Annotated in this window: 20 protein-coding genes and 1 tRNA gene; 6 read left to right on the top strand and 15 right to left on the bottom strand. The window is 54.0% G+C overall.

The window, feature by feature from the left end:
* Nucleotides 1-12 precede the first annotated feature (12 nt).
* The 3 genes from infB to rimP form a co-directional block, all read right to left on the bottom strand.
* Nucleotides 13-2829: a translation initiation factor IF-2 gene (gene infB, locus L0M99_RS00160; RefSeq protein ID WP_238127352.1), complete on the bottom strand. Its 2817-nt coding sequence runs from the start codon at nt 2827-2829 to the stop codon at nt 13-15.
* A 304-nt stretch (nt 2830-3133) separates the two neighbouring features.
* Complete coding sequence (gene nusA / locus L0M99_RS00155) at nt 3134-4126, bottom strand: transcription termination factor NusA (RefSeq protein ID WP_024058488.1); 993 nt, start codon at nt 4124-4126, stop codon at nt 3134-3136.
* Nucleotides 4127-4143: 17 nt separating this feature from the next.
* Complete coding sequence (rimP, locus tag L0M99_RS00150; RefSeq protein ID WP_024058487.1) at nt 4144-4608, bottom strand: ribosome maturation factor RimP; 465 nt, start codon at nt 4606-4608, stop codon at nt 4144-4146.
* Between the two features lie 56 nt (nt 4609-4664).
* On the opposite strand from rimP, the gene L0M99_RS00145 reads away from it, so the two are divergent.
* Nucleotides 4665-5792, top strand: a complete 1128-nt coding sequence (locus L0M99_RS00145; RefSeq protein WP_238127351.1) for a hypothetical protein — start codon at nt 4665-4667, stop codon at nt 5790-5792.
* A 22-nt stretch (nt 5793-5814) separates the two neighbouring features.
* Here the strand turns inward: L0M99_RS00145 and pth are convergent, their stop codons facing one another.
* From pth to L0M99_RS00120, 5 genes are all read right to left on the bottom strand, one after another.
* Nucleotides 5815-6411 carry an aminoacyl-tRNA hydrolase gene (gene pth / locus L0M99_RS00140; protein ID WP_024058485.1) on the bottom strand — a complete coding sequence of 199 codons (597 nt, stop codon included), beginning with the start codon at nt 6409-6411 and terminating at the stop codon, nt 5815-5817.
* A gap of 82 nt (nt 6412-6493) precedes the next feature.
* Nucleotides 6494-7117, bottom strand: a complete 624-nt coding sequence (locus tag L0M99_RS00135; protein ID WP_024058484.1) for a 50S ribosomal protein L25/general stress protein Ctc — start codon at nt 7115-7117, stop codon at nt 6494-6496.
* A 193-nt stretch (nt 7118-7310) separates the two neighbouring features.
* Complete coding sequence (locus L0M99_RS00130) at nt 7311-8288, bottom strand: ribose-phosphate diphosphokinase (protein ID WP_101929165.1); 978 nt, start codon at nt 8286-8288, stop codon at nt 7311-7313.
* 71 nt (nt 8289-8359) lie between these two features.
* Nucleotides 8360-9379: a bifunctional UDP-N-acetylglucosamine diphosphorylase/glucosamine-1-phosphate N-acetyltransferase GlmU gene (locus L0M99_RS00125; RefSeq protein WP_024058482.1), complete on the bottom strand. Its 1020-nt coding sequence runs from the start codon at nt 9377-9379 to the stop codon at nt 8360-8362.
* Nucleotides 9380-9434: 55 nt separating this feature from the next.
* Nucleotides 9435-9506: transfer RNA gene (locus L0M99_RS00120), tRNA-Gln, on the bottom strand.
* Between the two features lie 297 nt (nt 9507-9803).
* Between L0M99_RS00120 and L0M99_RS00115 the strand changes: the two genes are divergently transcribed.
* Nucleotides 9804-10340, top strand: coding sequence for a MarR family winged helix-turn-helix transcriptional regulator (locus tag L0M99_RS00115; RefSeq protein ID WP_024058481.1), 537 nt, complete (start codon nt 9804-9806; stop codon nt 10338-10340).
* Nucleotides 10341-10417: 77 nt separating this feature from the next.
* On the opposite strand, the gene L0M99_RS00110 is transcribed toward L0M99_RS00115, so the two are convergent.
* The 6 genes from L0M99_RS00110 to L0M99_RS00085 all read right to left on the bottom strand — a co-directional run bounded on the left by L0M99_RS00110 (nt 10418) and on the right by L0M99_RS00085 (nt 18688).
* Nucleotides 10418-12289, bottom strand: a complete 1872-nt coding sequence (locus tag L0M99_RS00110; RefSeq protein WP_038108821.1) for an ABC-F family ATP-binding cassette domain-containing protein — start codon at nt 12287-12289, stop codon at nt 10418-10420.
* Nucleotides 12286-14385 (bottom strand): 16S rRNA (adenine(1518)-N(6)/adenine(1519)-N(6))-dimethyltransferase RsmA, encoded by a 2100-nt coding sequence (gene rsmA / locus L0M99_RS00105; protein ID WP_238127350.1) that lies wholly within the window; start codon nt 14383-14385, stop codon nt 12286-12288. The genes L0M99_RS00110 and rsmA overlap by 4 nt, the downstream gene beginning before the upstream one ends.
* 12 nt (nt 14386-14397) lie before the next feature.
* Entirely contained in the window at nt 14398-15489 is a 1092-nt protein-coding gene (locus L0M99_RS00100) for a ubiquitin-like domain-containing protein (protein ID WP_238127349.1), read from the bottom strand.
* A gap of 172 nt (nt 15490-15661) precedes the next feature.
* Complete coding sequence (locus tag L0M99_RS00095) at nt 15662-16600, bottom strand: TatD family hydrolase (protein WP_238127348.1); 939 nt, start codon at nt 16598-16600, stop codon at nt 15662-15664.
* A complete protein-coding gene (locus tag L0M99_RS00090) occupies nt 16601-18049 on the bottom strand; it encodes a sensor histidine kinase (RefSeq protein WP_024058476.1) in 1449 nt (482 codons plus the stop codon). It lies immediately after the preceding gene.
* 87 nt (nt 18050-18136) lie between these two features.
* Nucleotides 18137-18688 carry a DUF2505 domain-containing protein gene (locus L0M99_RS00085; protein WP_238127347.1) on the bottom strand — a complete coding sequence of 184 codons (552 nt, stop codon included), beginning with the start codon at nt 18686-18688 and terminating at the stop codon, nt 18137-18139.
* 100 nt (nt 18689-18788) lie between these two features.
* On the opposite strand from L0M99_RS00085, the gene L0M99_RS00080 reads away from it, so the two are divergent.
* From L0M99_RS00080 to L0M99_RS00065, 4 genes are all read left to right on the top strand, one after another.
* Complete coding sequence (locus L0M99_RS00080; protein WP_024058474.1) at nt 18789-19619, top strand: hypothetical protein; 831 nt, start codon at nt 18789-18791, stop codon at nt 19617-19619.
* 87 nt (nt 19620-19706) lie between these two features.
* Nucleotides 19707-20531 (top strand): thymidylate synthase, encoded by an 825-nt coding sequence (locus tag L0M99_RS00075; protein WP_024058473.1) that lies wholly within the window; start codon nt 19707-19709, stop codon nt 20529-20531.
* Between the two features lie 8 nt (nt 20532-20539).
* Entirely contained in the window at nt 20540-21064 is a 525-nt protein-coding gene (locus L0M99_RS00070) for a dihydrofolate reductase (protein WP_238127346.1), read from the top strand.
* Between the two features lie 68 nt (nt 21065-21132).
* Nucleotides 21133-23424, top strand: coding sequence for a YhgE/Pip domain-containing protein (locus L0M99_RS00065; protein ID WP_238127345.1), 2292 nt, complete (start codon nt 21133-21135; stop codon nt 23422-23424).
* A 454-nt stretch (nt 23425-23878) separates the two neighbouring features.
* Here the strand turns inward: L0M99_RS00065 and mscL are convergent, their stop codons facing one another.
* A complete protein-coding gene (gene mscL, locus L0M99_RS00060) occupies nt 23879-24316 on the bottom strand; it encodes a large conductance mechanosensitive channel protein MscL (protein WP_024058160.1) in 438 nt (145 codons plus the stop codon).
* Nucleotides 24317-24332 lie beyond the last annotated feature (16 nt).

The raw sequence follows: 24332 nt of genomic DNA, 5'->3' as shown, positions 1-24332 counted from the left end.
CGACCAGTAATGCTAATCGCGCGGTTTCTCCACCATTTCCCAGGTTTCGATTTGGTCTCCGACCTTGATTTCTTTGAATCCGAGCGAAATACCGCATTCGAAGCCTTCGCGAACTTCGGTGACATCGTCTTTTTCGCGCCGCAAAGAAGAAATCTGCAGTTCCGGTTCCACTACCACGCCGTCACGCACCAAGCGAGCTTTCGCGCCGCGCTTGATCAGACCCTCACGCACCACCGAACCGGCGATATTACCGAACTTGGAAGAGCGGAACACTTGCAAGATTTCTGCCATCCCCATTTGCTTTTCTTCGTAGATGGGTTTGAGCATACCTTTCATAGCGCTCTCGACATCTTCAATCGCCTGGTAAATAACGTTGTAGAACCGCATATCAACGCCTTCAGAATCAGCGTATTCGGCTACGCGCTGTGCCGGGCGAACGTTGAAGCCGATAACTACCGCGTTGTCCACGCTGGCCAGGTTGATATCGTTTTGGGTGATAGCGCCCACGCCACGGTGAATAATCCGCAACTGCACTTCCTCACCCACATCGATCTTTAGCAGTGAGTCTTCCAAAGCTTCGACCGCACCAGAGACGTCGCCCTTCAAAATCAGGTTCAAAGTATCTACCTTGCCCTGCTCCAAAGCAGCATTGAAATCTTCCAGCGAAATCCGCTTGCGGCGTTTGCCCAGTTGAGCAGCACGTTGCTGTGCCTGACGTTTATCGGCAATCTGGCGGGCAGTACGTTCATCTTCGGCTACCAGCAGAGAGTCACCTGCTCCCGGGACACTGGTAAGTCCCAGCACTGCCGTGGGGAATGAGGGGCCGGCTTCCTCAACCTGGTTACCGTATTCGTCGAGCATAGCGCGCACGCGTCCATGAGACGAGCCCACCACGATCGAATCGCCCACGCGCAGGGTACCGCGCTGCACCAAAATGGTGGCCACCGCGCCGCGTCCCTTATCCAGGCGAGTTTCGATCGCTACCCCGCGGGCTGCCGCATCCGGATTAGCTTTCAGCTCTAAAGCAGCATCCGCGGTCAGCAGCACCGCTTCTAACAATTCGTGGATTCCTTTACGCTGTTTAGCTGAAACATCCACGAACATTACGTCGCCGCCGTATTCCTCAGACACCAAACCGTATTCGGTCAGTTGCCCCCGAACCTTATCCGGGTTGGCTTCCGGCTTATCAACCTTGTTGACCGCGACCACAATCGGCACATTAGCGGCCTGAGCGTGGTTGATTGCCTCCACTGTCTGAGGCATTACCCCGTCATCAGCAGCTACCACCAAAATCGCAATATCGGTAACCTCCGCCCCGCGCGCACGCATAGCGGTGAACGCCTCGTGACCGGGGGTGTCGATGAAGGTAATCGCGCGGCGAGTATCATCCATATCAATGTTTACCTGGTAAGCACCAATATGCTGAGTGATCCCGCCGTGCTCTCCGCCCACCACGTCGGTATCGCGAATCGCGTCCAAAAGCTTGGTTTTACCGTGGTCAACGTGACCCATAACCGTAACCACCGGAGGACGCGGCAAGGCGTCCTCTTCATCGCTTTGCTCTTCCTCTTTCAGGTCAATATCAAAGGATTCCAGCAGTTCGCGGTCTTCGTCCTCGGGGGAAACTACCTGTACTTGATAGCCCAGTTCCGAGCCGAGGGTCATCAAAGTATCCTCGTCCAAAGACTGGTTAGAGGTAGCCATCTCCCCCAAGGTCATCAGCACGGTAACCAAGGATGCGGGATCACAATCGATCCGATCGGCCATATCCGCTAGTGAAGCCCCCGAACGCAGACGCAAAGGCGTAGAGCCATCCCCGTGAGGAACCTGCACGCCGCCAATCTTGGGAGCGGTTTGTTGCTCGTACTCGGCGCGTTTAGCGCGTTTGGACTTACGGCGTTTAGCTTTCGAGGATCCGCCGCGACCGAATGCCCCTTGAGTGGCACCGAAACCGCCGCGACCACGGTTATTCATCTTGTGACCGCCGGGACGACCCGGACCGCCCGAACCACCAGGACCGCCTTGCCCGCCTCCGCCGCGGCGCTGACCACGGGAGGGAGCCGGTTGATCCATCATCGGATCCGTCGCGGAATGCGCCGGCATCACATTCGGAGTGGCACTGGAGCCACGCCGATTTCCCCGCCCGGGACGACCCCGACCGGAGTTCTTACGTTGCCCAGAGCTGCCGCCGGGACGCGGCATTCCCTGTGAAGAGGCGAAAGGATTATTGCCTGGGCGCGGACCGCCCGGTCGTGGCATTCCCTGCGCTGAAGCAAAAGGATTATTACCCGGGCGCGGACCGCCCGGACGCGGAGCTGGTTTAGGACCAGGTTTAGCGCCTGTCTTACCGGGTTTAGGACCGGGACGCGTCGACTTCTCTGATGCCTTCGCCTTGGCTGGTTTCGCAGCCGGCTTAACAGCCGGCTTCGGCCCTGGTTTAGGCGCCGCGCTAGTGGCAGGTTTTTTAGCAGGTGCAGGCGCTTCCGTCTTATTCTCCGGCTGTGCCTTATCCGCCTCACTTTCCGGCTCGACCCGATCCGCCGGTTTGGGGGCAGCTGGTTTCGCATCCTTTGCCGCCCGCGCCTTCGCGACTTTGGTTTTAGCGACGGAACTAGCGACTTTCTTCTTTGCCGCTTTCACCTTGGGTGCTGCCGTTTCGACCTCTTCCGCTAGCTTGGCAAAATGCTCTCGCATTTTCCGCGCCACCGGAGCCTCAATAGTCGAGGACGCGCTTTTAACGAACTCCCCCGACTCTTTTAGTGCCTGCAGCACAATTTTCGAAGTGGTTCCGAGCTCTTTCGCTAACTCATGAACTCTAAGTTTTGCCACAATTCTCCTTGCTGGCCTGCCCAGCATGGAGCAGGCTATTGCTTAAATTGGCAGATCATCGCTGGTTGCTCATCGGGTGACCATCAGCTTCCAACCCTGCTTTCCTGTATCGGGCATCCACTGGGGGGTAGATGCCGGTAACCTTACTTAAACGACCCTAGCCTAGCCACAAGAAAGCACCGGTCAGGCAAGGCCTAGAACCGGTGCGTCCATTGCAACCAAAGTTAGGTTCCGATATCTATACTAGCGCCTTGACTGCAATAAGCCGAAGCCACCTACAGTAGGGCGAGCACATAGAAATCGGCTATTGCACTTCCTCACTGGCGGTTTCAAGATCCATATCAGACCTAATATCAATCTTCGCTCCCGTTAAACGAGCAGCTAGACGCGCGTTTTGTCCTTCTTTGCCGATAGCTAAAGATAGCTGGAAATCTGGAACCACCACATGTGCCAATACATGCTCGGCGGGTTCTACCGTGACAGACGTAACATGCGCAGGTGAGAGCGCATTAGCGACGAAAGTAGCCACGTCCTCGGAATAGTCGACAATGTCGATTTTTTCGTGGTTAAGCTCATTCATCACGGCTCGTACCCGCCGTCCCATCGGCCCGATACAAGCCCCTTTAGCATTGATATTAGGACGAGTAGAACGCACCGCAATCTTGGTACGGTAGCCAGCTTCTCGCGCCACCGACTCGATCACCACATCACCCGAGGTAATCTCGGGGACTTCCCGAGAAAATAGCCCCCGCACCAGATCCGGGTGGCGACGCGAAACCTCGATCCGTGCCCCTTTTTCACCCATCATAGTTTTTACTACTACTGCCCGGATCCACTGCCCGTGGCGATATTGCTCGCCTGGAACCTGCTCGGCTTTCGGCAAAACCGCCTCGAATTCGCCAACTTTTACCACCACGACATCTTTATCTCGGCTCTGCTGGATAATCCCGGAAACCACTTCGCCCTTTTTATCCCTAAAAGAGCCCAGTACCTGCTCATCCTCGGCTTCCCGCAGCCGCTGCATAATAATGGAGCGGGCAGTGGTAGTAGCGATCCGTCCGAACCCCGAAGGAGTGTCATCGAATTCGCCGATCTTATTGCCATCTTCATCGATTTCCGCTGCCATCACCATTACATGGCCATTTTTGCGATCGACTTCTACTCGCGCGTCCTCAAGTGCTCCCGGGGCATTGTGGTACGCCTTTAGTAAAGCGTCTTCGATAGCAGCCATAAGGGTATCGAGACTGACGCCCTTCTCCGCCTCTACCATCCGTAAAGCGGCCATATCAATATCCATGATGCTCCTTACGAGCTTTAGAACTGCACCACCATTTGGGCGTGCGCAATATCTGTTAGAGCGATAGTGCGCCGGCCAGTGGCAGTTTCCAATTCGATGTCTTCAGTTGTTGTATCCACCAGCTTACCCTCTTCGCGGGTACCATCACATTTTTTCACTTTTACCCGATGTCCAATTGCCCTAGAAAATTGGCGTTCCTCCTCTAAAGGCCGCTCAATTCCGGGGGTAGAGACCTCCAGGTTATAGGTTCCTTTAATCGGGTCAGCTTCATCTAAATGCCGGGAAATCTCCAAAGTTACTTGTGATAGCTGTTCTTCATTTACCGCGCCCGGTCCGCGCGGTAAATCTACCGTTACCACCAGGCGGGTGTATTTTCCGGCTCGCTTTAGCGATACTTCCTCTAGGTAGAGGCCGGCCGCTTCGCAATCTGGGCGCAGCAGATCAACAAGTTCATTTTCCAACTTGGTTCTAGGTTTAGTCATTTTTCCTCGTCTCTTGTTCGCCTTACCGTTTTATCATTTCAAAAAACATGTTACCCGTGGCAAACTTAACTTTGATGAAGAAAACCTGGATTGTTCCCCTTACTGGGATATTAGTTGCTTCGCTGAGCCTTTCTGGCTGCGGGGTGCGGATTGATGATGGTTCCGGCGACGCAGTGAACGCAAGCCTAACCCAGATGGCACGCTATCGTGCCAGTTACTGTCAAGAAGCGATTGCTAGTGGCATCGAAACTGTTTTTAGCTCTGACCCAAAGTTAGCGGCTTTTAAAAATCACTTCACAACCCGCAGTAAAGTCCTGGGGCAACGCTGGCCCACCCAGGAAGTGAAACTTTCGGGCAGAGAAAAACCAGAGGCCCTGCCAGAGCCTGCCGACTATCGCGTCCCCGGAAATGGGCAAGCTTTAGTCCATAAACTGGCTAATTGCCAGGCTGATATCTTAAATGACGCCGGGGCACTTACTTTACTGTCGCGCCAGCAGCTAGCAGCTAGTGAGGGCGACAAGGAGGATACCGCGCGTGCTAAGGAAACCGAGGACTTAGCAAAAATACTATTCGCTACCGGGGTGGCGATGGAGCGAGAAAATAAGCAGATCGCGGCAGCTTCTTCTCTTACGCTACCGCCTGCCAAAACCACCCCGCTGGAGGCGAAAAGCTACCGAGAAGGTAAGTGGCATCGCGCCACCCCAGCCGCCAAAAACCCACAGAAGCGGGCCAAAACACCCTTAAGTCAGCAGGAAAAAAACCAGATTTCCCGCAGTATTAAACAACTAGATTCCCTGCGATTTAATATCGAGAAAAACGTTGCGCAAAGCCAGGATGTGCAGTTAAAAAACCTGGTTTCTAACGTGGTCACTCCCCTGCTGCTGCGCCAGATACAACAACTTGTTGCCCAGTTAGATTCTGATCCTCGCGAAGCAACTTATCAGCCCTACTCCGGTTTTAGCGGTGCCGATAAGTCCGCAATTGCGAAAGGGTTAGGGCTTGCCTGCCAGGTGCAGATGGATTTACTGCCCCTGGTTCCGGATGTGCAAGAAGCTCTACTATCTCCCACCCTGGCTAGTTTGGTTGATTTGCAAGCCCAATTAGGGCATGATGCGGGGCCGCTGCCGGGCTTGGACGCGAAAGAAGCGAAGGTAAAGATCAGCCCGGCCTCAGCCGATAACTAGGTTAGCTGCCAATTTAACGGTACTAAATAGCGTGAGAGTTCACACGCTGCTGCGCCCGGACAAAACCCTGGGTCACCACTTCGGTTATCGCTTGTCCAGCGCGCTCTAAAGCCTCGTTAAGGGATCCTTGTTCCCCGCGGGGAAAACGGGAAAGCACATAGTCAGCGGGATCTTGCCTCGGATGAGGACGACCGATCCCGATCCGCAGGCGTGCATAGTCTTTAGTTCCCAGGTTCTGACTGATGGAGCGCAGACCGTTGTGTCCGCCTTCACCTCCTCCGCGTTTAAGCCGTAAATCGTAAGCCACTAAATCGAGTTCATCGTGGACTACCAGCAGATTTTGGGTAGGATCGATTCCAAAAAAATTCACCAGTTTAGCGGTGGGAATTCCTGAGGTATTCATATAGGAATCCAGCTTCGCCAGATGCACCGTAGGTCCAGGACTGCCTGGTATGCCCAGATGTAAGCTTGCTACCTGGCAGCCAGTTTTATGGCGTCGTAGCTGTTCTCCTTGGGATTGCGCCAAGTGGTCAATCGTCAGATGACCGGCATTATGGCGGGTTCCCACGTATTTTTCTCCTGGATTACCCAGGCCAATCACCAGCCAAGATGACTCCATTTCAACCCCCAAATTAACGTCCTACCCCACTAAATTGGTTTCGGGGAGGGCTACCGCCCTCCCCGAACCATAAAAGCAGTGGTTACTCTTCGGATTCTTCCTTAGCTTCTTCCTCAGCAGCCTCTTCGCCTTCTTCGCCCTCTTCAGCAGCCGGCTCCTCCGGCATTTCTTCGGGCAGAGTAATCGAGAGTACGTCGTGATCGTCATCCAACGTGGTGACTACGTCTGCAGGCAGCTCTAGCTCGCCAGCGCGTAGTACGTGGCCTTCTTCCCAGCCTTCGACGTTGATAACGATTTCTTCGGGAATCTCCAGCGGAGATACCTGTACCGGCAGGTCGAAGATTTCCAGGTTGACCACGGTGCCCGGGGCAGGCTCGCCCGTAACCGTAACCGGAACTTCCACTTCCACTTTTTCGTCGCGGCTTACCGCTAGCAGGTCAATGTGCAGAATATCGCGGCGTACCGGGTGACGCTGGATTTCCTTTAACAGTACCAGGTGCTTTTCCCCGTCAATGTCTAGGTTAATAATCGCGTTCGGGTTATCTTTTACGATCAGGAAAGTGTCGTGTCCCGGCAGGTTAAGGTGCAGGTTTTCTTCTACGGTGTGCCCATAGAGTACCGCCGGAATCTGGCCGGCGCGACGAGCACGACGCGCTGCGCCTTTACCGGTTTCATTACGTAGTTGTGCAGATAGCTCTGAAGCCATATTTACGCTCCTCCTTAGGATTACAGATATTTGCGGAACCCCGGAGGACGTGGGTTTCCCCACGGCCACGTCGATAACGGCGCAGATGCGCCCTCGCCGAGGCAACCTAGCTTTAGGATATAGTCCCCAACCGGTCAGGTAAACTCGGAAGGACTAAAAGGTTTGGCAACTCACATTTATTGCCAGAGGATTTCTATTCCTGATCGAAGAGGGCGGTTACGGAGCCGTCATCGAACACGGTGCGAATCGCGCTGGCCAGTAGGGGCGCGATTGGCAGGATCGTTAGCTGCGGGAAACGCTTATCTGCTGAAATCGGCAGAGTGTCGGTAACAATAATTTCGCGAGCCCCACAGGTAGAAAGCCTCTCGGCGGCAGGCGGAGAAAGTACCCCGTGTGTGGCTGCCACAATCACATCTTTCGCCCCCGAATGGAGTAGCACTTTCACCGCTTCCGCGATAGTGCCGCCAGTATCAATCAGATCATCAACCAGAACGCAGGTGCGTCCCTCAACCGTACCTACTACCCGGTGAGCTACCGCCACATTGGGACGGGTGGTATCCCGAGTCTTATGAACGAAAGCTAGTTCGCATCCTCCTAGCTTATTAGCCCATTTTTCTGCCACCCGAATCCGCCCGGCATCGGGAGAAACAATCGTCAGATTGGTTTGGTCTACCCGCCGTTTAACATAATCAATCAGCACCGGCTGCGCATAAAGGTGATCCCACGGACCATCAAAGAATCCCTGCTCCTGGGCGGCGTGCAGGTCGACACTCATCAACCGGTCAGCACCAGCAGTTTTGAATAGGTCGGCGATTAGGCGGGCAGAGATTGGTTCGCGTCCCTGATGCTTCTTATCTTGTCGCGCGTAGGGGAAGAAGGGTGCTACTACAGTGATGCGCGCTGCCGATGCCCGTTTGAGGGCATCCACCATAATCATCTGTTCCATTACCCACTTGTTCAAAGGTGCAGTATGGGATTGCACCACGTAGCAGTCCGCCCCCCGGACTGACTCCGAGAAGCGTACGTAAATCTCGCCATTGGCAAAGTCATAGGCAACGGTCGGTAGCACTTCAGTATGGAGCTCTTCAGCAATTCCTTGGGCAAGTTCGGGGTATGCCCGTCCCGGTACAATCAGAAGGTGTTTCTGACCTGCAGATTTAATCCCCGTCATTGAGTGTTACCTTTCACTTTCGGTTAAAATTCGCCATACCGTTAATTTGATTGTACAAGTCCTCATGCGTCTTAGAGATTGGTTTCGCATGTGTGGTTGGAACCGCTGGCAAGATTTACCGCCCGTAAATCACACCTACGCACCCGCGCGCCCTCCCCAACTTTTACATCGGTGAGGGAAGTAAACGGGCCAATCTCCGCTCCGGGAGCAATCACCGTGTTTCCATGCAAATCGCATCCGGGCAAAACCAGGGCATCGGCAGCAATCTTGACGCTTTTTTCAATCCAAGTGGTTTCGGGGTCAACGATGCTCACTCCCGCTTTCATCAGCTGGTTAAGGATCCGCCGGTTATATTCGCGGTGCAATCCTGCTAGCTGAGCCCGGTCATTACAACCCTCGGCCTGCATATAGTCAGTGATCAGATAGGCTCCTGCCCGCCCGTTACTAGCCGCCAGAGCGATAGTGTCAGTCAGGTACACCTCGCCCTGATCATTATCGGTACCGAGGCCAGAAAGTGCCTGGTTTAAGAACTGGGCGTCAAAGGCATAGATCCCGGCATTAATTTCTCGGATACTGCGTTGGTCTTCATTGCAGTCACGATCCTCGATAATGGCGGTTACTGCGCCCGAATCGGAACGGATTACCCTCCCGTATCCGCTGGGGTCTGGTACCTGGGTGGTTAGCACCGTCACCTGATTACCGGATAGCTGGTGGCTTTCCAGCAATTTTTCCAGGGTAGAACTTTCTAGCAGGGGCACATCACCCGAAGTGATAACGACAGTACCTGCCAGTTCACCCTGCTGCGCCAGTTTATCCAGAGCGCATTGCACCGCCCGCCCGGTTCCCGGAATTTCATCTTGATCAGCTAAGACTGCCTGTGGATAATACTGGTTAACATACTGGGCAACCGCCTGCCGTTCATGGCGGATTACAACACATAATGAGGTGGGATCCAAGGCAGCAACTGCATCCAAAGCATGCCCCAATAGTGCTTTACCTGCCAAGGGGTGCAAAACTTTTGGACGAGTAGATTTCATCCGAGTACCTTTACCAGCTGCTAAAACAATCGCTGCAGACGGCGTATTTTCCACGATTTGACCCCTTACAGGTAGCCGGATTGGAAATAGTAGGCACTCGAAATGCCAGTTCCGCCCCCAGGATTCGAACCCGGCTCTCAAGGCACCAAAAGCCCGCGTGTTACCTATACACCAGGGCGGAATACTTCCTCTATCTTACACATTCGAAAAAGTTTCCTAAAACCGCGCCCCTTCCCCTGTAGCTGTTCCGAATTATTTTGCCGATCTTTCTACCACCCCAGCTCTGGGAAGTAACTCCACGCCAGCAGGAAAAGCGAGAGCTAACCGGCGTTAGAACCCCAGGGAGTAAAAATAAAAAACGCGGCAAAAGCACCCATTTTCTGTGTCCAGATCCATATTTTAGGTAAACCTAACTTCGTGACCATATTCATGGCAATCAGACATAGACCATTGTCTCGACTTCAAGTAAACTTAGCTTGTGATTTCACAGAATAATTCCTCCGATGCCACTGACGAAGTCGACCGTATCGTCCTTGCTTGGCAGATTGAACGTCCCGATCTGGATGTATCTCCTATGGAGGTTTATTCGCGAGTTGCACGTTTAGCTCGCCACTTGGATTTGGCGCGTAAAGAAGCCTTCAACACTCAAGGTATGGAACCGTGGGAGTTCGACGTTTTGTCGGTACTGCGCCGCGCCGCCGCGCCCTATTCTTTAACCCCGGGCACCTTGTTGCAGGAACTCTTGGTTTCTTCCGGCACGATGACTAACCGGATTGACCGCTTAGAAAAAAAGGGGCTAGTCAAACGCACCCCTTCCCCGCATGATCGCCGGGCAGTGCTGGTAACTCTTACTGAAGAGGGGGTTACGCGGGTCGATTCGGCTCTCAAGGAACTCCTCCAGCGCGAGTCCGAGTTAGTAGCTCCTTTGGACGAGGACGAAAGAAAAGAATTATCTGGCCTGTTGCGGCGATTATTGCTACCTTTCGAGGGCACCCCGGTGCGCCCTCTGCGCTAAGCCGGCGACTTTTCAACTACCTCTCCCCCTACGGGCTGTTTCTAGCTATCAGCTGGGGCACCCGGGACAACCCCGGCTTATTCCAAAGTTTCTGACAGGCGCAACCAGGCCTCTTCCAGCTCTTCGGCTTCGCTGACCAATTGGCCGCGGCGCTGATTAAGTTTTTGCAGGTGCGCTAATCCCTCCGGGGAAGTATCGGCTGCCCCTTCGCTTAACTCATGATCTAATCGCTTGAGCTGTTGTTGCAGCTTATCCAGTTTCTTTTCAGTCGCCGAAAGCTCTTTGCGTGCCCGATAAATCTCAGCCCCGCTTTTTTGCGCCTGCTTGTTAGTTGCCTCGCTATCCTCACCGCTGGTCTTATTGGCGTTAGTCCCCTTACCTGCGTCTGCGGTTTTCTGGGCGGTGGCTCGCAGCTGCAAATACTGTTCCACCCCGCCGGGCAGCGCCGCTAAAGTACCGTCTGCCAGCAGCGCCACTTGGGAATCGGTCACCCTTTGCAGCAGGTAGCGGTCGTGACTGACCACCACCAGGGTACCGGGGAAAGAATCGAGCAGATCCTCTAACTGTGCCAAAGTGTCGGTATCCAGGTCATTAGTGGGCTCATCCAGGATCAGCACATTAGGTTCTGCCAGCAGCTGGGAAGCAATCTGCAACCGCCGCATTTCCCCACCGGAGAGATCACTTACCCGCGTCCAGGCGCGCTCTTTACTAAACCCTAGTTTTTCTACCAGTTTGGCGGCAGTTATTTCTTGTTCCCCCCACTGGATTCGCTCTTTAATCTGGGAAATTGCTTCCACGACTCGTAAATCGGGATTCATACCAGGGATTTCGGGAGTTTGCTCTAAGGTGGCCAGCTGTACGGTTTTTCCGCGTTTAACCTTGCCGGCGCTAGGGGTAAGTTCTCCGCTCATTATCCCCAGCAAAGTGGATTTACCCGCTCCGTTAACCCCGATTACGCCTACTCGCCCTCCGGGATTTAGTCGCCAAGTAACCTGATTCAAGATTTTTCGCTTTGATCCGGGATAGGAAAAAGATACGTCCTCTAGCTCGATCACTCGCTTACCCAAGCGTGCGGAGGCCAAGCGCACTAACTCTACGCTGTCACGCAAAGGGGGAACATCGCTAATCAAGGCTTCAGCAGCGTCAATGCGAAACTTCGGTTTCGAGGTACGCGCCGGGGCTCCCCGCCGCAGCCAGGCTAACTCTTTGCGCAACTGGTTTTGGCGTTTTTCTTCCGCCACTTGGGCTTGTCTGGCCCGCTCCATTCGGGCAAGCACATAGGCAGCATAGGAGCCTTCATATTCCTCCACGTGGCCGGGAATCTGCTCCCGGCCATATCCGGGATCAACTCCGGGAACTACCTCCCAAATCCGGTTACAAACTGCATCCAAAAACCAACGGTCGTGGGTAACCACCACTAGTGCTCCGTTTGCGGATCCGACACGGTTATTGAGGTAGTCAGCTAGCCAAGCTACCCCCTCTACATCTAAATGGTTAGTGGGTTCATCTAAAGCCAAAATGGGGGCATCTTTGCCCAGGGTACGTGCCAAGGCTACCCGGCGTTCCTGTCCCCCAGACAATTCCCCACATTTGGTCTCCAGATCTATATCCGGCAGGATTCCCTCATCGATTTGCCGCAAATGCGGTTTAGATGCCCACTGGTAGTCGGGTATATTGCCGTGAACTGCTTGTTTCACTGTAAGAGCGGGATCGAGCCTCTGCTGTTGAGAAAGGCTCGCAAAACTTACCTCAGGGGCATAGGTAACACTGCCACTATCGGGTTCTTGAGTTCCGCTAAGCAGACGCAATAGCGTCGATTTTCCCGCTCCATTAGGGCCTAGAATCCCGATGCGATCCCCGGGAGACAAGCTGACAGTTATTCCCTCCAGGAGACGGCGGGGTCCGGCGAGGGCGCCGGCTTCATGGGTTCCGGCTAGAAAAACGCTCACGCTAACCACTGCTTTCCAGCTATATCGGGGTCACCAGCGCTAAAAGCCAGCGGCAAGGCATAGGCAACCTGCTCTAGCTGCGCCAGTGAGGTCGCCAATTTAGTTGCCTGATCTGCGGTTTCTACCAGACAGGCCACGCTGGGGCCAGATCCAGAGATAAAGGGCAACGCCCCTTGCTCTTTCGCCGCCTCTAAAGTTGCGGTTAACTCGGGAAGCAGTTTCAACGCCGGCAGTTGCAGATCGTTGAAAACTAACTCACTTAAAGCCGCAAAGTCCCCGGTATAAACTGCCGTTAGCAGCGCAGCTAAATCCGCTAGTTTTGGAAGCGAAGCGCGCGCCGCTTCCTGCTGGTCAAATTGTTTAAAAACTTGTGGGGTAGGCAGAGTTTGTGGGGAAACCGCGACCACTAGGTGTAAGGGTTTTGCGGGCGGCAAGGGGGTAATCCGATCCCCATGACGATCCCCAAAACAAGTTCCCCCATAAAGACCAAAGGGCACGTCCGCTCCCAGGCTTGCTCCTAGTTCGGCTAATTCCTTTCGGTTAAGTCCGGCTTGCAGTACCTGGTTAGCGGCCAGCAATGCCGCTGCCCCATCAGCAGATCCGCCCGCCATACCGGCTGCTACCGGTACCTGTTTTGTCACCTGGATTCGAGCTCCCCCTTGGTAACCACAACGGGAGGCTACCAGCAAAAACGCCCGGGTTGCGAGATTGTTAAGCGGATCTAAGTCCGCAAGCGCCTCTTGATCACGAGCACTGTCATACCCCACCGCCCCGGGGGGCGCGCTAAAAAACGTCTGCAGCTCAATATCACGGGGCCGCAAAGTAATCTTCACGGTTTCTCGCACGTTCACCGCTTGGAATACCGTTGTGAGGTCGTGGTAGCCATCTAGAGACTTACCGCAAGCCAAAGCCAGATTGATTTTACCGTTCGCGCTGGCAATGCTGGTTTTCCCTTTGGCGTTAGCGTCGCAATTAGGCGTGTCATCAGGCGCGGTTACTGCTTCTGTAGGGATTTGCTCGCCGGGAGTTGCCACGCTCTCCGCTAGATTTTCAAAACCTGCAATTAGCGCCTTCCGCAGCCGGGCAAGTACCGCAAAATCCTTGATCTCCAGGTTTTCTGCGCGCTGGGTAGGATCGATTCCCCCGGCTTTTAGCAGGGGAACCGCCGCTAAGGGCTGAGCCCAAGTTTTGAGTCCTGCCCGCAGCATCTTGCGCCGGGAGGCAAATGCCTGGTCAATCAGATTGAAAACTGCTTCCCGCTCAGTTGCTTGTGGCGCTGTTAACCCCGCCTGTGTCCCTAATGCTGCCTCACTTGACACGTCCTCGGTCTTATTCACTCCTGGGGAGGGCAAGCCGGGTTGGGTTCTTCGAGTAATTTCTACCAGCGCCGAATCCACGTTCGGTTGCGGATAAAAAACGCGCCGAGAAATATCGGATCCCATCCGCGCCCTACCGTACCAGGCGATTTTCACGCTCGGCACCCCGTAGATCTTTGTGCCGGGGCGGGCGCAAAGACGCTGGGCTACTTCTTTTTGCACCATCACTAAGGCGCGTTCAATGCTGGGGAAAGTCGCAAATAAATGCAGCAATACGGGAACTGCTACGTTATAGGGCAGATTAGATACCAAAACCGTGGGGGAAAAATCTCTGCTCAATCCCGAGGACGCATCCGAGACATTCCCCTCGCGCTCATTGCCAGCTTCCTTAGCCCCCTCCGCGATACTTGATAATCCTGTTAAATCCGCCGGGAGCAGTTTTAACGCATCTTTTTGAATCAAGTACAGGTTATTGGCAGCGCTCGGGGCGTGAGCGCGAATAGTTGCCGGTAAAAAACTGGCGAGCCGCGAATCGATCTCGCAGGCCACTACCTGGGCTTCGGCTTCTAGCAGACCTAAAGTTAGCGATCCTAATCCCGGGCCAACTTCCAGCACTTGGTCGCCAGGCTGGATGCCCGCTTCCCGCACGATCTTACGGATAGCGCTAGGCTCAGTAACAAAGTTTTGTCCCAACTGTTTGGTTGGACGGATATCAAGCTTGTGGCACAGCTGATGGATCACGCTGGCGGTCAGCAAATTAACGGGGAGATTTTTTTCCACTCCTCTAGCTTACTAGTACCAGTTGACCCGTTCTGAATGCTGCCAGGCACCGCAGGGGTCACCGTAGCGTCCCGCGATATAACCTAGTCCCCACTCGATCTGGGTGGCGGCGTTCGTACGCCAATCGGCACCGGCAGAAGCCATTTTGCCCGCTGGCAGAGCCTGGGGAATCCCATAGGCACCGGAACTGGGATTTCGCGCGGCAGCATTCCATCCCGATTCCCGGTTCCATAGCTTAACTAGGCAGGTAAACTGCCCTTCAGACCATCCGCGAGCAATTACCTTTTCATGGGCGATCTCTTGTGCTTGTCCCGCCGGCACTACGGGTCCATAGTCAGTTTCTTCTGAGGAAGAAGTATCTGCCGGCCCCACCCGCACGATCTTCGGTTCGGCTTTAACTAAGGTAGTTACTTGCTCTGGCGATTGGAAGGCCACCGCACCATCAACTTTTTCGACGAAAGTACTTTTCGCAGTGACTTCTTCTTTGCCTTCATCCTCTACGACTTTGGTTCCGGGCGCTAAGGTTTGATCTGCTACTTCTTTAACGGGAGGAGCTGAAACCTGTTCCTGCTTAGTGATCCCGCGCTCCACGCGAGAAACCTTGATGGTGGCTGCATCGGAGCTGGTTTCCTCCACGACTACCCGATCCAGAGCGGCTAATTCAATCCCGGCGGCCTGCGCCGCTACCCGCGGATCTGCGCCCTCTTGGTAGGTACCGTTAACTTCCTTGCCGTCAACCCGGAAAGTTGCCTTTAGCTTGGGAGAATCGTGGTCGTCTACTCCCCAATCAATCTTCGCGTCCTTGGTTCCTTGTAACACCACCGGACGAGCATGGACAATTTTGATCTTTTGGTTACGAGACATCTGAGTATCGAGGGCGGGAACCACCTGGTCGTATTGACCAACTTTGATTCCCATATCCGAAACCACCTGTTCCACAGTCCGATTCATGGTTTGTACTTGGCGGCTAGCCCCATCAACCGTAACCGTGACCGTCTTGTATTCGCTGGCCACGGCGACACCCCCACCCAAGACGATGACGGCGGCGATACCAGCAAAGATCGCCGTCATTTTCGCGCTGGTGCGTCGATGTTTCCTGCTCACGTGGTTCCTCACTGTGTCGCTGGTACCGATAACTCGGTAATATCTCTAACTTCCCTCTAACTGTAACCTGATCGTTATAAAATTACTACCTGTTTGTGACCTACAGCTATCGGAATACCAGCACTTATTTTAATACCTAAACCCAGGTTTGTGAAGATGCTTTAATCGTCCCCTAATCAGCGAAATCCGTGACCGCCCCTCCATAAACCTCGCGGGTATTATTTAGCAGCTGCTGTGCCATATCGATTTCCGTAGAACCAGTGATTTCTGCCAATTTGCGCACCGTCCACACCGTCATATAGGAGGCATTCGGCTGCCCGCGATGCGGATGGGGCGTTAAATAGGGAGCATCGGTTTCTACCAGCAAAAGCGAAGAAGGCATCGCCCGCGCCGCCTCGCGCAGCCACTCATTGGCGTTATAGGTAACCGGTCCGGCAATCGAGGCATACCAACCATTGTCGGCTAGCACCTGCGCCATCTCACTATCTCCGCTAAAGCAGTGAAACACCGTCCGTTCCGGGGCGCCTTCCTCGAGCAGAATCCGAATAGTATCCGCGTGCGCCTCCCGGTCATGAATCTGCAAGGGCAATCCCAGTTCTTTCGCTAAAGAAATATGCATTCGAAAACCCTGTTGTTGCGCCTGCCTGCCCTGCGGGGAAGTACGGAAATAATCTAGCCCGCTCTCCCCAATAGCTACCGTTTTAGTTGAAGAAGTTGCGGCCTTATATACCTGCTCAACCGCTTCTTCAAGGGAATATTGCTCGTGCCAAGGCTGCAGCTGATAAGTTTGCCCATCGGGGGCGGTAGCTACCACCTTCGCATGTAAAGCCGCCTCATTAGGGTGAATTGCCAAGGAGCAAAACACCTGGGGATGATCCTGACTCACCCGAATGGTAGGAGCTAGCTCATCTACCTGACAGCCCGAGGTGATCAGGGCGCTTACCCCCACTTTTTGCGCCCGCTCCAGTTGTTCTTCCAGACTCAGCCGCACCCCCTCTACCAGGGGAATCTGCTCTTCCCACAGGGGCAAATGGGTATGGTTATCTACAACTTTGCCCGCCAAAGGCGCGGGCAGCTGGGGCCAGCCCCGTCGTTTACGTGATTTTCCCATCTAATTAACCGCCTCCTGAACTAGGGCGTGGATATGAACCTGGGTACCTTGTTCGGGACAACTCCACTCAATAGTGCCTTTCAAATTACCGCGCACCAAAGTGCGTACAATCGACGTCCCAAGTCCGTTTAGAGGCTCATCCCCCAGACCGCATCCATCATCTCGCACCCACGCATCCAGTTGGTTTCCATCTCGTTTAGCCTCCAAGGTTACTTTGCCACCGCGCTGGCCTAAGCCGTGTTCTACCGCGTTGGCCACCAACTCGGAAATCACCACCGCTAACGCCGAGGCCGCATCGGCATCCACCATCCCAAAACTGCCGGTAAAAGCAGTTTCCACTGCTTGGTCGGTAGTCGCCATGGCGGCCGCCATCCGCAACAGCCGAGAGATCATATTGTCAAACTCGACGGTTTCATCCACGGTTTGCGATAGTTCTTCATGTACGCGGGCAATCGCCGCCACCCGCCGTTCAGCCTCCCCCAGTGCAGCTTGCACCTCTGAGGATTCCGACCGTCTAATCTGCATACGCAAAAGCGCAGAAACCGTCTGGAGATTATTCTTGACGCGATGATGAATCTCGCGAATAGTGGCATCCTTAGTCATCAACTCACGTTCGCGGCGACGCATCTCCGTTACGTCCCGACACAGCAATAGTGCGCCGATCCGTTTACCATCCTGTTCTAGCGGCAACGCCCGAAAAGAGATAATCCCGGAAAAAGATTCTACTTCTGATACCCAAGACGCTTTCCCCATAACCACCACGGGTAGAGCCTCATCTACCTCAGTCTGCTCTTGAATCACTTCGGTGATTAGTTCCGCCAGAACCGCCCCATTAACCTCTTCACGTACCCCCAGGCGGCGCAGACAGGATCGGGCATTCGGGGTAAGATCCAGCACCCGCCCTTCAGCATCCAAATTAATGGCACCATCGATTAAGCGTGGCATCCCGTGAGTCGTAGCCGGCGGAATAGCAGTGTTAGGGAAAACTCCATCAGAAATCATTTCACACAAGAGATTCGCGGTTCTGTGAAACCACTGTTCTTGCTGTTCAAAAACCCGCAAAGATTGAATGTTTACCTCTTGAGTAAGTGCCGCCACCACTCGTCCGTTATGCCTTACTGGAAGGGCGCTGGCGATCACCGAATAGGATCCCGCCCACCGAACTTCGGGCACCGTTGGCCCAGAGTTAGGGGCAAAAGCTGCAGCTAGCATCGCTGAACGTTTCGGAGAAGCTGATAGCCCCACCACATCATCAAGATGGATAGTAAACCCCGATCCGGGTCGAGCATGTGCAATCGCTACAAAACGCCCCTGGTCATCAGGTATCCATAAAATCAGGTCAGCACTGCCAATGTCAGAGAGTACCTGCCAGTCCCCAACCAACATATGTAGATGGTCGATATCGCTTTCTGATAGATCCTTACCGTATTGGCGGATCAATTCTCGCATCCCACTCACGACTACCAGTCTATGCTAGGTGCCCGCTTACGGAATCCGGGAGCTATTTGTTAAGCCTTTAAGCTGACTGAAAGCCTCTTAGCCAGCGTTATTAGCCAGCCAAAGTCGCGCAGCTGCTTCTTCTCCCCCAGAAAAAATTTGTAGATGCGACAGAAGTTCCCGTTCGACTTTCCCCCCGATAAGCGGCATATTCACCTGGAGCGTTCCGGAAATCTTTCGCAAGGTTTTCTCTGCCCCCTGCGGGGAAGCCTCCAGAAGACTCTTGGCTTTTACCTGCACCGGAACCTTGCCGAAACGCACTTCAAAGTCGCCGTGAGCAATACGGTCGGGGCAGGGACTGCTAAGCCAGTTCTCCACCACTTCGATCTCTAGCTGGTCGGGAAGTAACCGCGCGTAGGTAGCTGGAGTTTTTAGCTCCGCCAGGTCAACTTTTGCTCGGGACACAAAGGTTTCACTACCGGCCTGTTCCACCTGGACTTCACATTTAACCTGCGAGATTTGCCTCCAGCGAAACTCCAAGAACTGCGGATCAGTGAGCATTTGACAAACCCGTGCTGGCGAGGCCGGATACTCAACTTCTAGCTCGAAATCCCGCAAGCGTTCTTCCTTTCTACGGTACCTAATTTGCATTCAGGCTCGCCACGTCCCTCACAGGCGACTACCCTAAATAACCATAAGCTATTTCAATCGTATCCGCTTCAACTACTAAGTTAGCCAGGAGAACCCCTAGATGTTTGATTTTAAAACTCCCCAGTTTTTTCGCTCCGAGAATCGCGCCTCCCAAAAACAGCTGGCGGCGGCGCTGCGCGAGTCGGTGACCAAAGTTCGTCACGCCTCTAGTTTTGGGGAAGTAGTGGATGCAGTCCTCGACATTCCTGGTGAACATGTTGACCACAAATTGTTACAACTAGCCAAGGCTAATCCGCAGGCAGATGCCGGTGATCTGGAAAAGATATTAACGAAGCAATACATTAAACGCACCGCCTACGCTTCTTCTGCAGTGGGAGCAGGAGCGGCTCTGCCGGGGGGTGGCACCGGGGTGGCGTTGGGGCTTACTGCCGGGGAACTAGCGGCCTACGCCGTGCAGACCACCATCTATATTTTGGGGGTCTCCCGCCTGCACGGAGTGCGTCCTGCCGATCGGGAACAACGCCGAGCCCTAGTGCTATCTAGCCTGCTAGGTGAAGAGGGCGCCGCGATTGTTTCCGATCAGTTGGGGCTCAGCACTCTAGCTTGGGCACGCACCTCCCTGAAGAACCTCTCCTCCCCCACCTTGGGGCAGGTAAACAAAGCCCTGATGAAATACGCATCTAAGAAACTATACCGGCGCACTGCCGGCCGGATCGCCGGACGCCTAATTCCTTTCGGGATTGGTGCCGGGGTAGGTTATCTGTCCGGCAAGGCGGTAGCGCGGCGAACTGCCGAAGGTCTGAAGGCCGCCTTAGGACCGGTACGCGATATATCCGCCCAGGATCTAATGGTAGAGCTGGCACCGGTGATAGATCTAACTTCAGATCCTGCTACTTCCTCCAGTGAAAAAATAGATTTCTTCGCTGATTAAAGCGATATTGTCTTAGGGATTGCCTGTTCGCCTCGTTCCCGCCCTCCAATAGCCCTAGAGCGCGATTGCCTAGTAACCGGCTAGAATATGGACAAACAACTAGCGAAAGGTAAGGGCGTGGCAGATAGACAATACGAGGACTTACTGGCCAAAATCCTAGATTCTGGCAACGAGAAAGCAGATCGCACCGGAACTGGCACCCGCTCACTTTTCGGAGCCCAGCTGCGCTATAACTTGGCGGATTCCTTCCCCCTGATTACCACTAAAAGGGTATTTATGCGCGGAGTTGCGGAGGAACTGTTCTGGTTCTTATCCGGAACTTCTAATGTCCGTCCTCTGCAGGAAAAAAAGGTTCACATCTGGGATGATTGGGCGGATGCCGAGGGCGAGCTAGGGCCAGTTTACGGAGTGCAGTGGCGTTCTTGGCCCAGCCCGAAAGGCAATATCGATCAGATCGAAAACCTGCTTTCTACCATTAAGAACGACCCGTCCTCGCGCCGGATGCTGGTATCTGCTTGGAATGTTTCTGAGCTGGACAAAATGGCATTAGCCCCCTGCCACCTGCTATTCCAAGCCTACGTAGCCGGCGGACGCCTGTCCTTGCAGGTATATCAGCGGTCCTGCGATATGTTCCTGGGGGTTCCCTTTAATATCGCTTCCTATTCTTTACTCACCCATATGCTCGCTCAACAAAGCGGGCTGGAAGTCGGGGATCTGATTTGGACGGGCGGGGATTGCCATATTTACAACAATCATGTGGAGCAGGTGCGCGAGCAACTATCCCGTGAGCCCTACCCCTTCCCCACTTTACATTTGCGTCCGGCCGATAATCTTTATGCCTATAAGTGGGAAGATGTCGAGATTGAGAACTACCGCCACCACCCGACTATTAAAGCTCCAATCGCGGTTTAGGAGGCAAAATGAAGATCGGCATGATCTGGGCGCAGGCCGCGCACCGCGTAATCGGCAATGGTCAGGGAATGCTCTGGCACGTTCCGGCTGACTTTAAACATTTCAAAGCCACCACTATCGGAAACCCGATTATTATGGGGCGCCGCTCCTTTGAGGCTTTAGGGAAACGAGCCCTGCCGGGGCGATTAAACATTGTGCTAACTAGCCGCGAGAATTACCAGGCCAGCGGAGCAAAAATTGCGACCTCTATTCCGCAAGCACTCGCCCTCTCCCAAGCAACGGGCGCACAAAATTGTTGGATCACCGGGGGCGCTCGCCTCTATGAGGAAGGAATGGAGATAGCTGACGAGCTAGTCGTCACCTACCTGGATTTAGATGTGGGAGACGACCCCAGTTACGCCCATGCCCCCACTATTTCTCCGCAGCTATGGGCAGTAGATCCAGATCGTTCCGATAGTCAGTTCCGTCCTATTTCCGGGGACTGTCGCTGGAAGGTTATTTACTATCAGAAAACCGAAAATACCGATAGTTAACGCCGCAAGCACGCCAACATATCGTAAGTGGTCAGATAAAAGGTGAGTCCAGAAAAATCGGAGGCACAATGGGGAAGAAATACCGTTGGAACACTCTTTCCAACATAGTGGTGATTCTCGGTATCCTGGTGATCCCGTTGATGTATTCCGGCCTGTTTACCTGGGCATACGAGGATCCAATGCAGCGGGTCAACCTGCTGAAAGCCGCAGTGGTAAACCTGGATCAACCAGCCGACGCCATCGGCGCTAATGGGGACAAAACTCTGAAACTGGGTGAAAGCCTAGAAAAAGAACTCTATAAAGATGATGCTCCCGGCTTCGACTGGACCAAAGCTTCTCTGCCGCAAGCTAAATCCGGGCTAAAGGATGGCACCTATAAGGCGCTACTGCTCATCCCCAATAATCTTTCTAGTTCTTATTCAAAACTTGCAGACCCCGAAAATAAAGTCCCCGCAAAAAAGGCTCAATTAGAGTTGCGAACCGATGACTCGGTGAACTATTTGCAAGGCACGATGGCCACCTCGGCGGCATTAGCTCTCCAAGCGGCGCTATCTAATGAGGGTGCTGCCGGATATATCGATCAGCTGTTGCTTTCTACCGGCTCGCTTAAAGAGGGGTTCCTCGATGCGGCCTCTGGCGCCGGGCAACTTAGCGAGGGCGGAGATCAGTTAGGGAGTGGTGCCGATACCCTGGTGGTGGGATTAGGAGAACTAGCTGATGGCAGCGTTAAAATTCGTAACGGTTCCCTGAAACTAAAGGATGGAATCACCGCCTATACTGGCGGAGTTTCCAGTCTCAATTCCGGTTTGGGGCAGCTAAATCACAATATGCCGAAGCTAGCGGCCGGAGCCAAACAAGTTGACGGCGGAGTGGCCCAGATTCACCAGCAGATAGCCGCTATGCAACCGGAAGTTAGCAAACTGGCTAAAAGTGGAAACGACCTGGTTGACCTGTTAACCCCGCTTTCGCAAGCCAATATCGACACCGCCAAAATCAACCAGTTATTGAATGAGTTTAAGCAGGCGGCGGACAAATGCGCACAGGTTCCCCCGGTGGCGCTTCCTACCTTCCCCCAATGCCAGCTGCTCAGTGAACTGGCCAAGAAACAAGGCATATCCCTTAAAGAACTGTCCGAAAATATCAGCAAAGGTCAAGGCCTGCTGACCATGGCGGACAAACTATCCCAGGTTGATCCGCAAGAGTTAAAGCACAAATTGAACGCCGCTGACCAGGGAGTAAAGGAACTGAGTAGGCAAACGGCTCTGACTACAAAAACGAAGAGCGGACTCCAAAAGCCTACCTTACGAGATGGTACATTCGCCCTCGCCAACGGATTAGAACAGGCACAACAAGGGATACAAAAGCTTTCTGCCGGAGCCGCTACCCTAGACAAAAACTCCGCGCAGCTGCGTACGGGAGTCAACGCTCTCAGCGGCGGATTGGATTCCCTAACCGCCGGAGCTGAAAAAGCCGCCGATGGCGGAAAACAGTTAGCGGGCGGAATCGACCAGTTAACCACCGGTGCTTCTAACCTAAAAGAGGGATTACGCGATGGTGCCGAGCAAGTACCCACCGTAGACCAGACACAGGCTAAAAAAGTCTCTGAAGCGGCAAGCGGGGTAGCTGATGTGGAATCGGTACGGCAAAACCCGGTACGCCATAACGGTGCCGGATTCGCCCCCTTCTTTATGGCGCTATGTCTGTGGATCGGCGGGATCGCCATCTTCTTGATCTTCCCCGCCCTAGATTTACGGCGCCACCCCGAAGAAAGCTTCTGGAGTTGCGGTTTCCGCTCCATGTCCATCGGGACACTCTTCGGTACTCTGCAAGCGGTTACGGTAGTAACTGGCATGCAACTATTCCTAAAGCTAGATGCCCAAAATTTCGGGGCATTATTGTTAATAGCAGTATTAGCCTCTATCGGATTCGTAGCGATCAACCAAGCCTGCGTAGCCGCTCTCGGATATCGAGGACGCGCCCTTTCAGTAATCCTGCTGTGCCTGCAAATCACCTCCACCGGTGCAACTTTCCCGGTAGAAACCGCTCCGAAGTTCTTCCAGTTCCTCAGCCCCCTGTTGCCCATGACCCATGTGGCACGCACTATCCGCGCCGCGATTGCCGGCGGAGAGCTACATTTCGGCAAAGCATTACTGGTGCTAGCGATCTGGACGCTCCTGGCCTGGGTGGCAACCGTCATTTCCACCGCGCGCCGCAAAGGCCAGCGCCCCATGCCCTACGATCCGGCCTTGACTTTCAAGAAGGTTCCCTTGGTTTCCTCCCCGTTGGGGGGAAATTCTGTCAACAGCGTGGAGGATTACGACCAGCGCACTCGCCAAGCCAAAGAAAACCTGCCTAGCTGATTGTGCGGCGGCGCGGGGCTGGACGTAGGGAGCCTAGCAGGGCGCGGGGAGCCTGGGTTTTTCCTCCCGCCCAAGAAATTCGGAAAACGTAGCGGCGTTTTCCGAATTCTTATGCCCGCCGCGCCCACTCGGATAAAACCCAGGCTCCCCGCTCGCTGGTACCACCTAAGTAAGGGGCTATACGGGAACAAGAACCGCCAGATACCCACCTAGCCTGCTCGGATAAAACTTCTCCTCCGCGCAAGGGGCATAGCTGGCGCGAGATTCTCGTAAGGTACGCAACTAGCGTGCAGGGGCGGATTTATGCCGCAGGGTAGGCTCCGGGCACTAAATCCGTGAAAATGCCAGAGCATTTTCCGGATTTCGGGGCGAGAGGCAAAATCCGCCCCTGTGCGCGGAGGCCTACGGGAGGACAAACTTTCCCCCGCGCAACCCGAGCCAGACCGGGACTAGGTTAGCTGTTTTGGGAGGCGGATTTTTCGGATTGTAGGAGGTCGCGGATTTCGGTTAGCAGTTCCACTTGGGGATCTGCTTTGGGTTCTTCGGCTTCTTCATCGGCTTTAGCTTTAGCGTCACGCATCCGCATGAGCTTATTCATCGGCACAATAATGCAGGTATAAATCGCCAGGGCGACTAGCAGGAAGTTAACCAGGGCGGTAATAATCGCTCCCGGTTGCACGGTAGCGTTACCGAGATGGAACTCTAAAACATTATCGAAGTTAGGTTTACCCACTAGCCCTGCAATTAGCGGGTTAATGAATTTGTCAACGATGGCGGTGACTACTGCGCCAAAAGCGGCACCAATAACAACCCCAACTGCTAGGTCGATGGCGTTTCCACGGGAAATAAATTCTTTGAATCCAGCAATGAAACCAGTATTGTCTTTACTCATCATTCCTCATTTTTTT

Origin of the sequence: Varibaculum cambriense (assembly GCF_022133705.1) — a bacterium.
GTDB lineage: Bacteria > Actinomycetota > Actinomycetes > Actinomycetales > Actinomycetaceae > Varibaculum > Varibaculum cambriense_A.
This window is presented reverse-complemented; position numbering and strand designations above follow the sequence as displayed.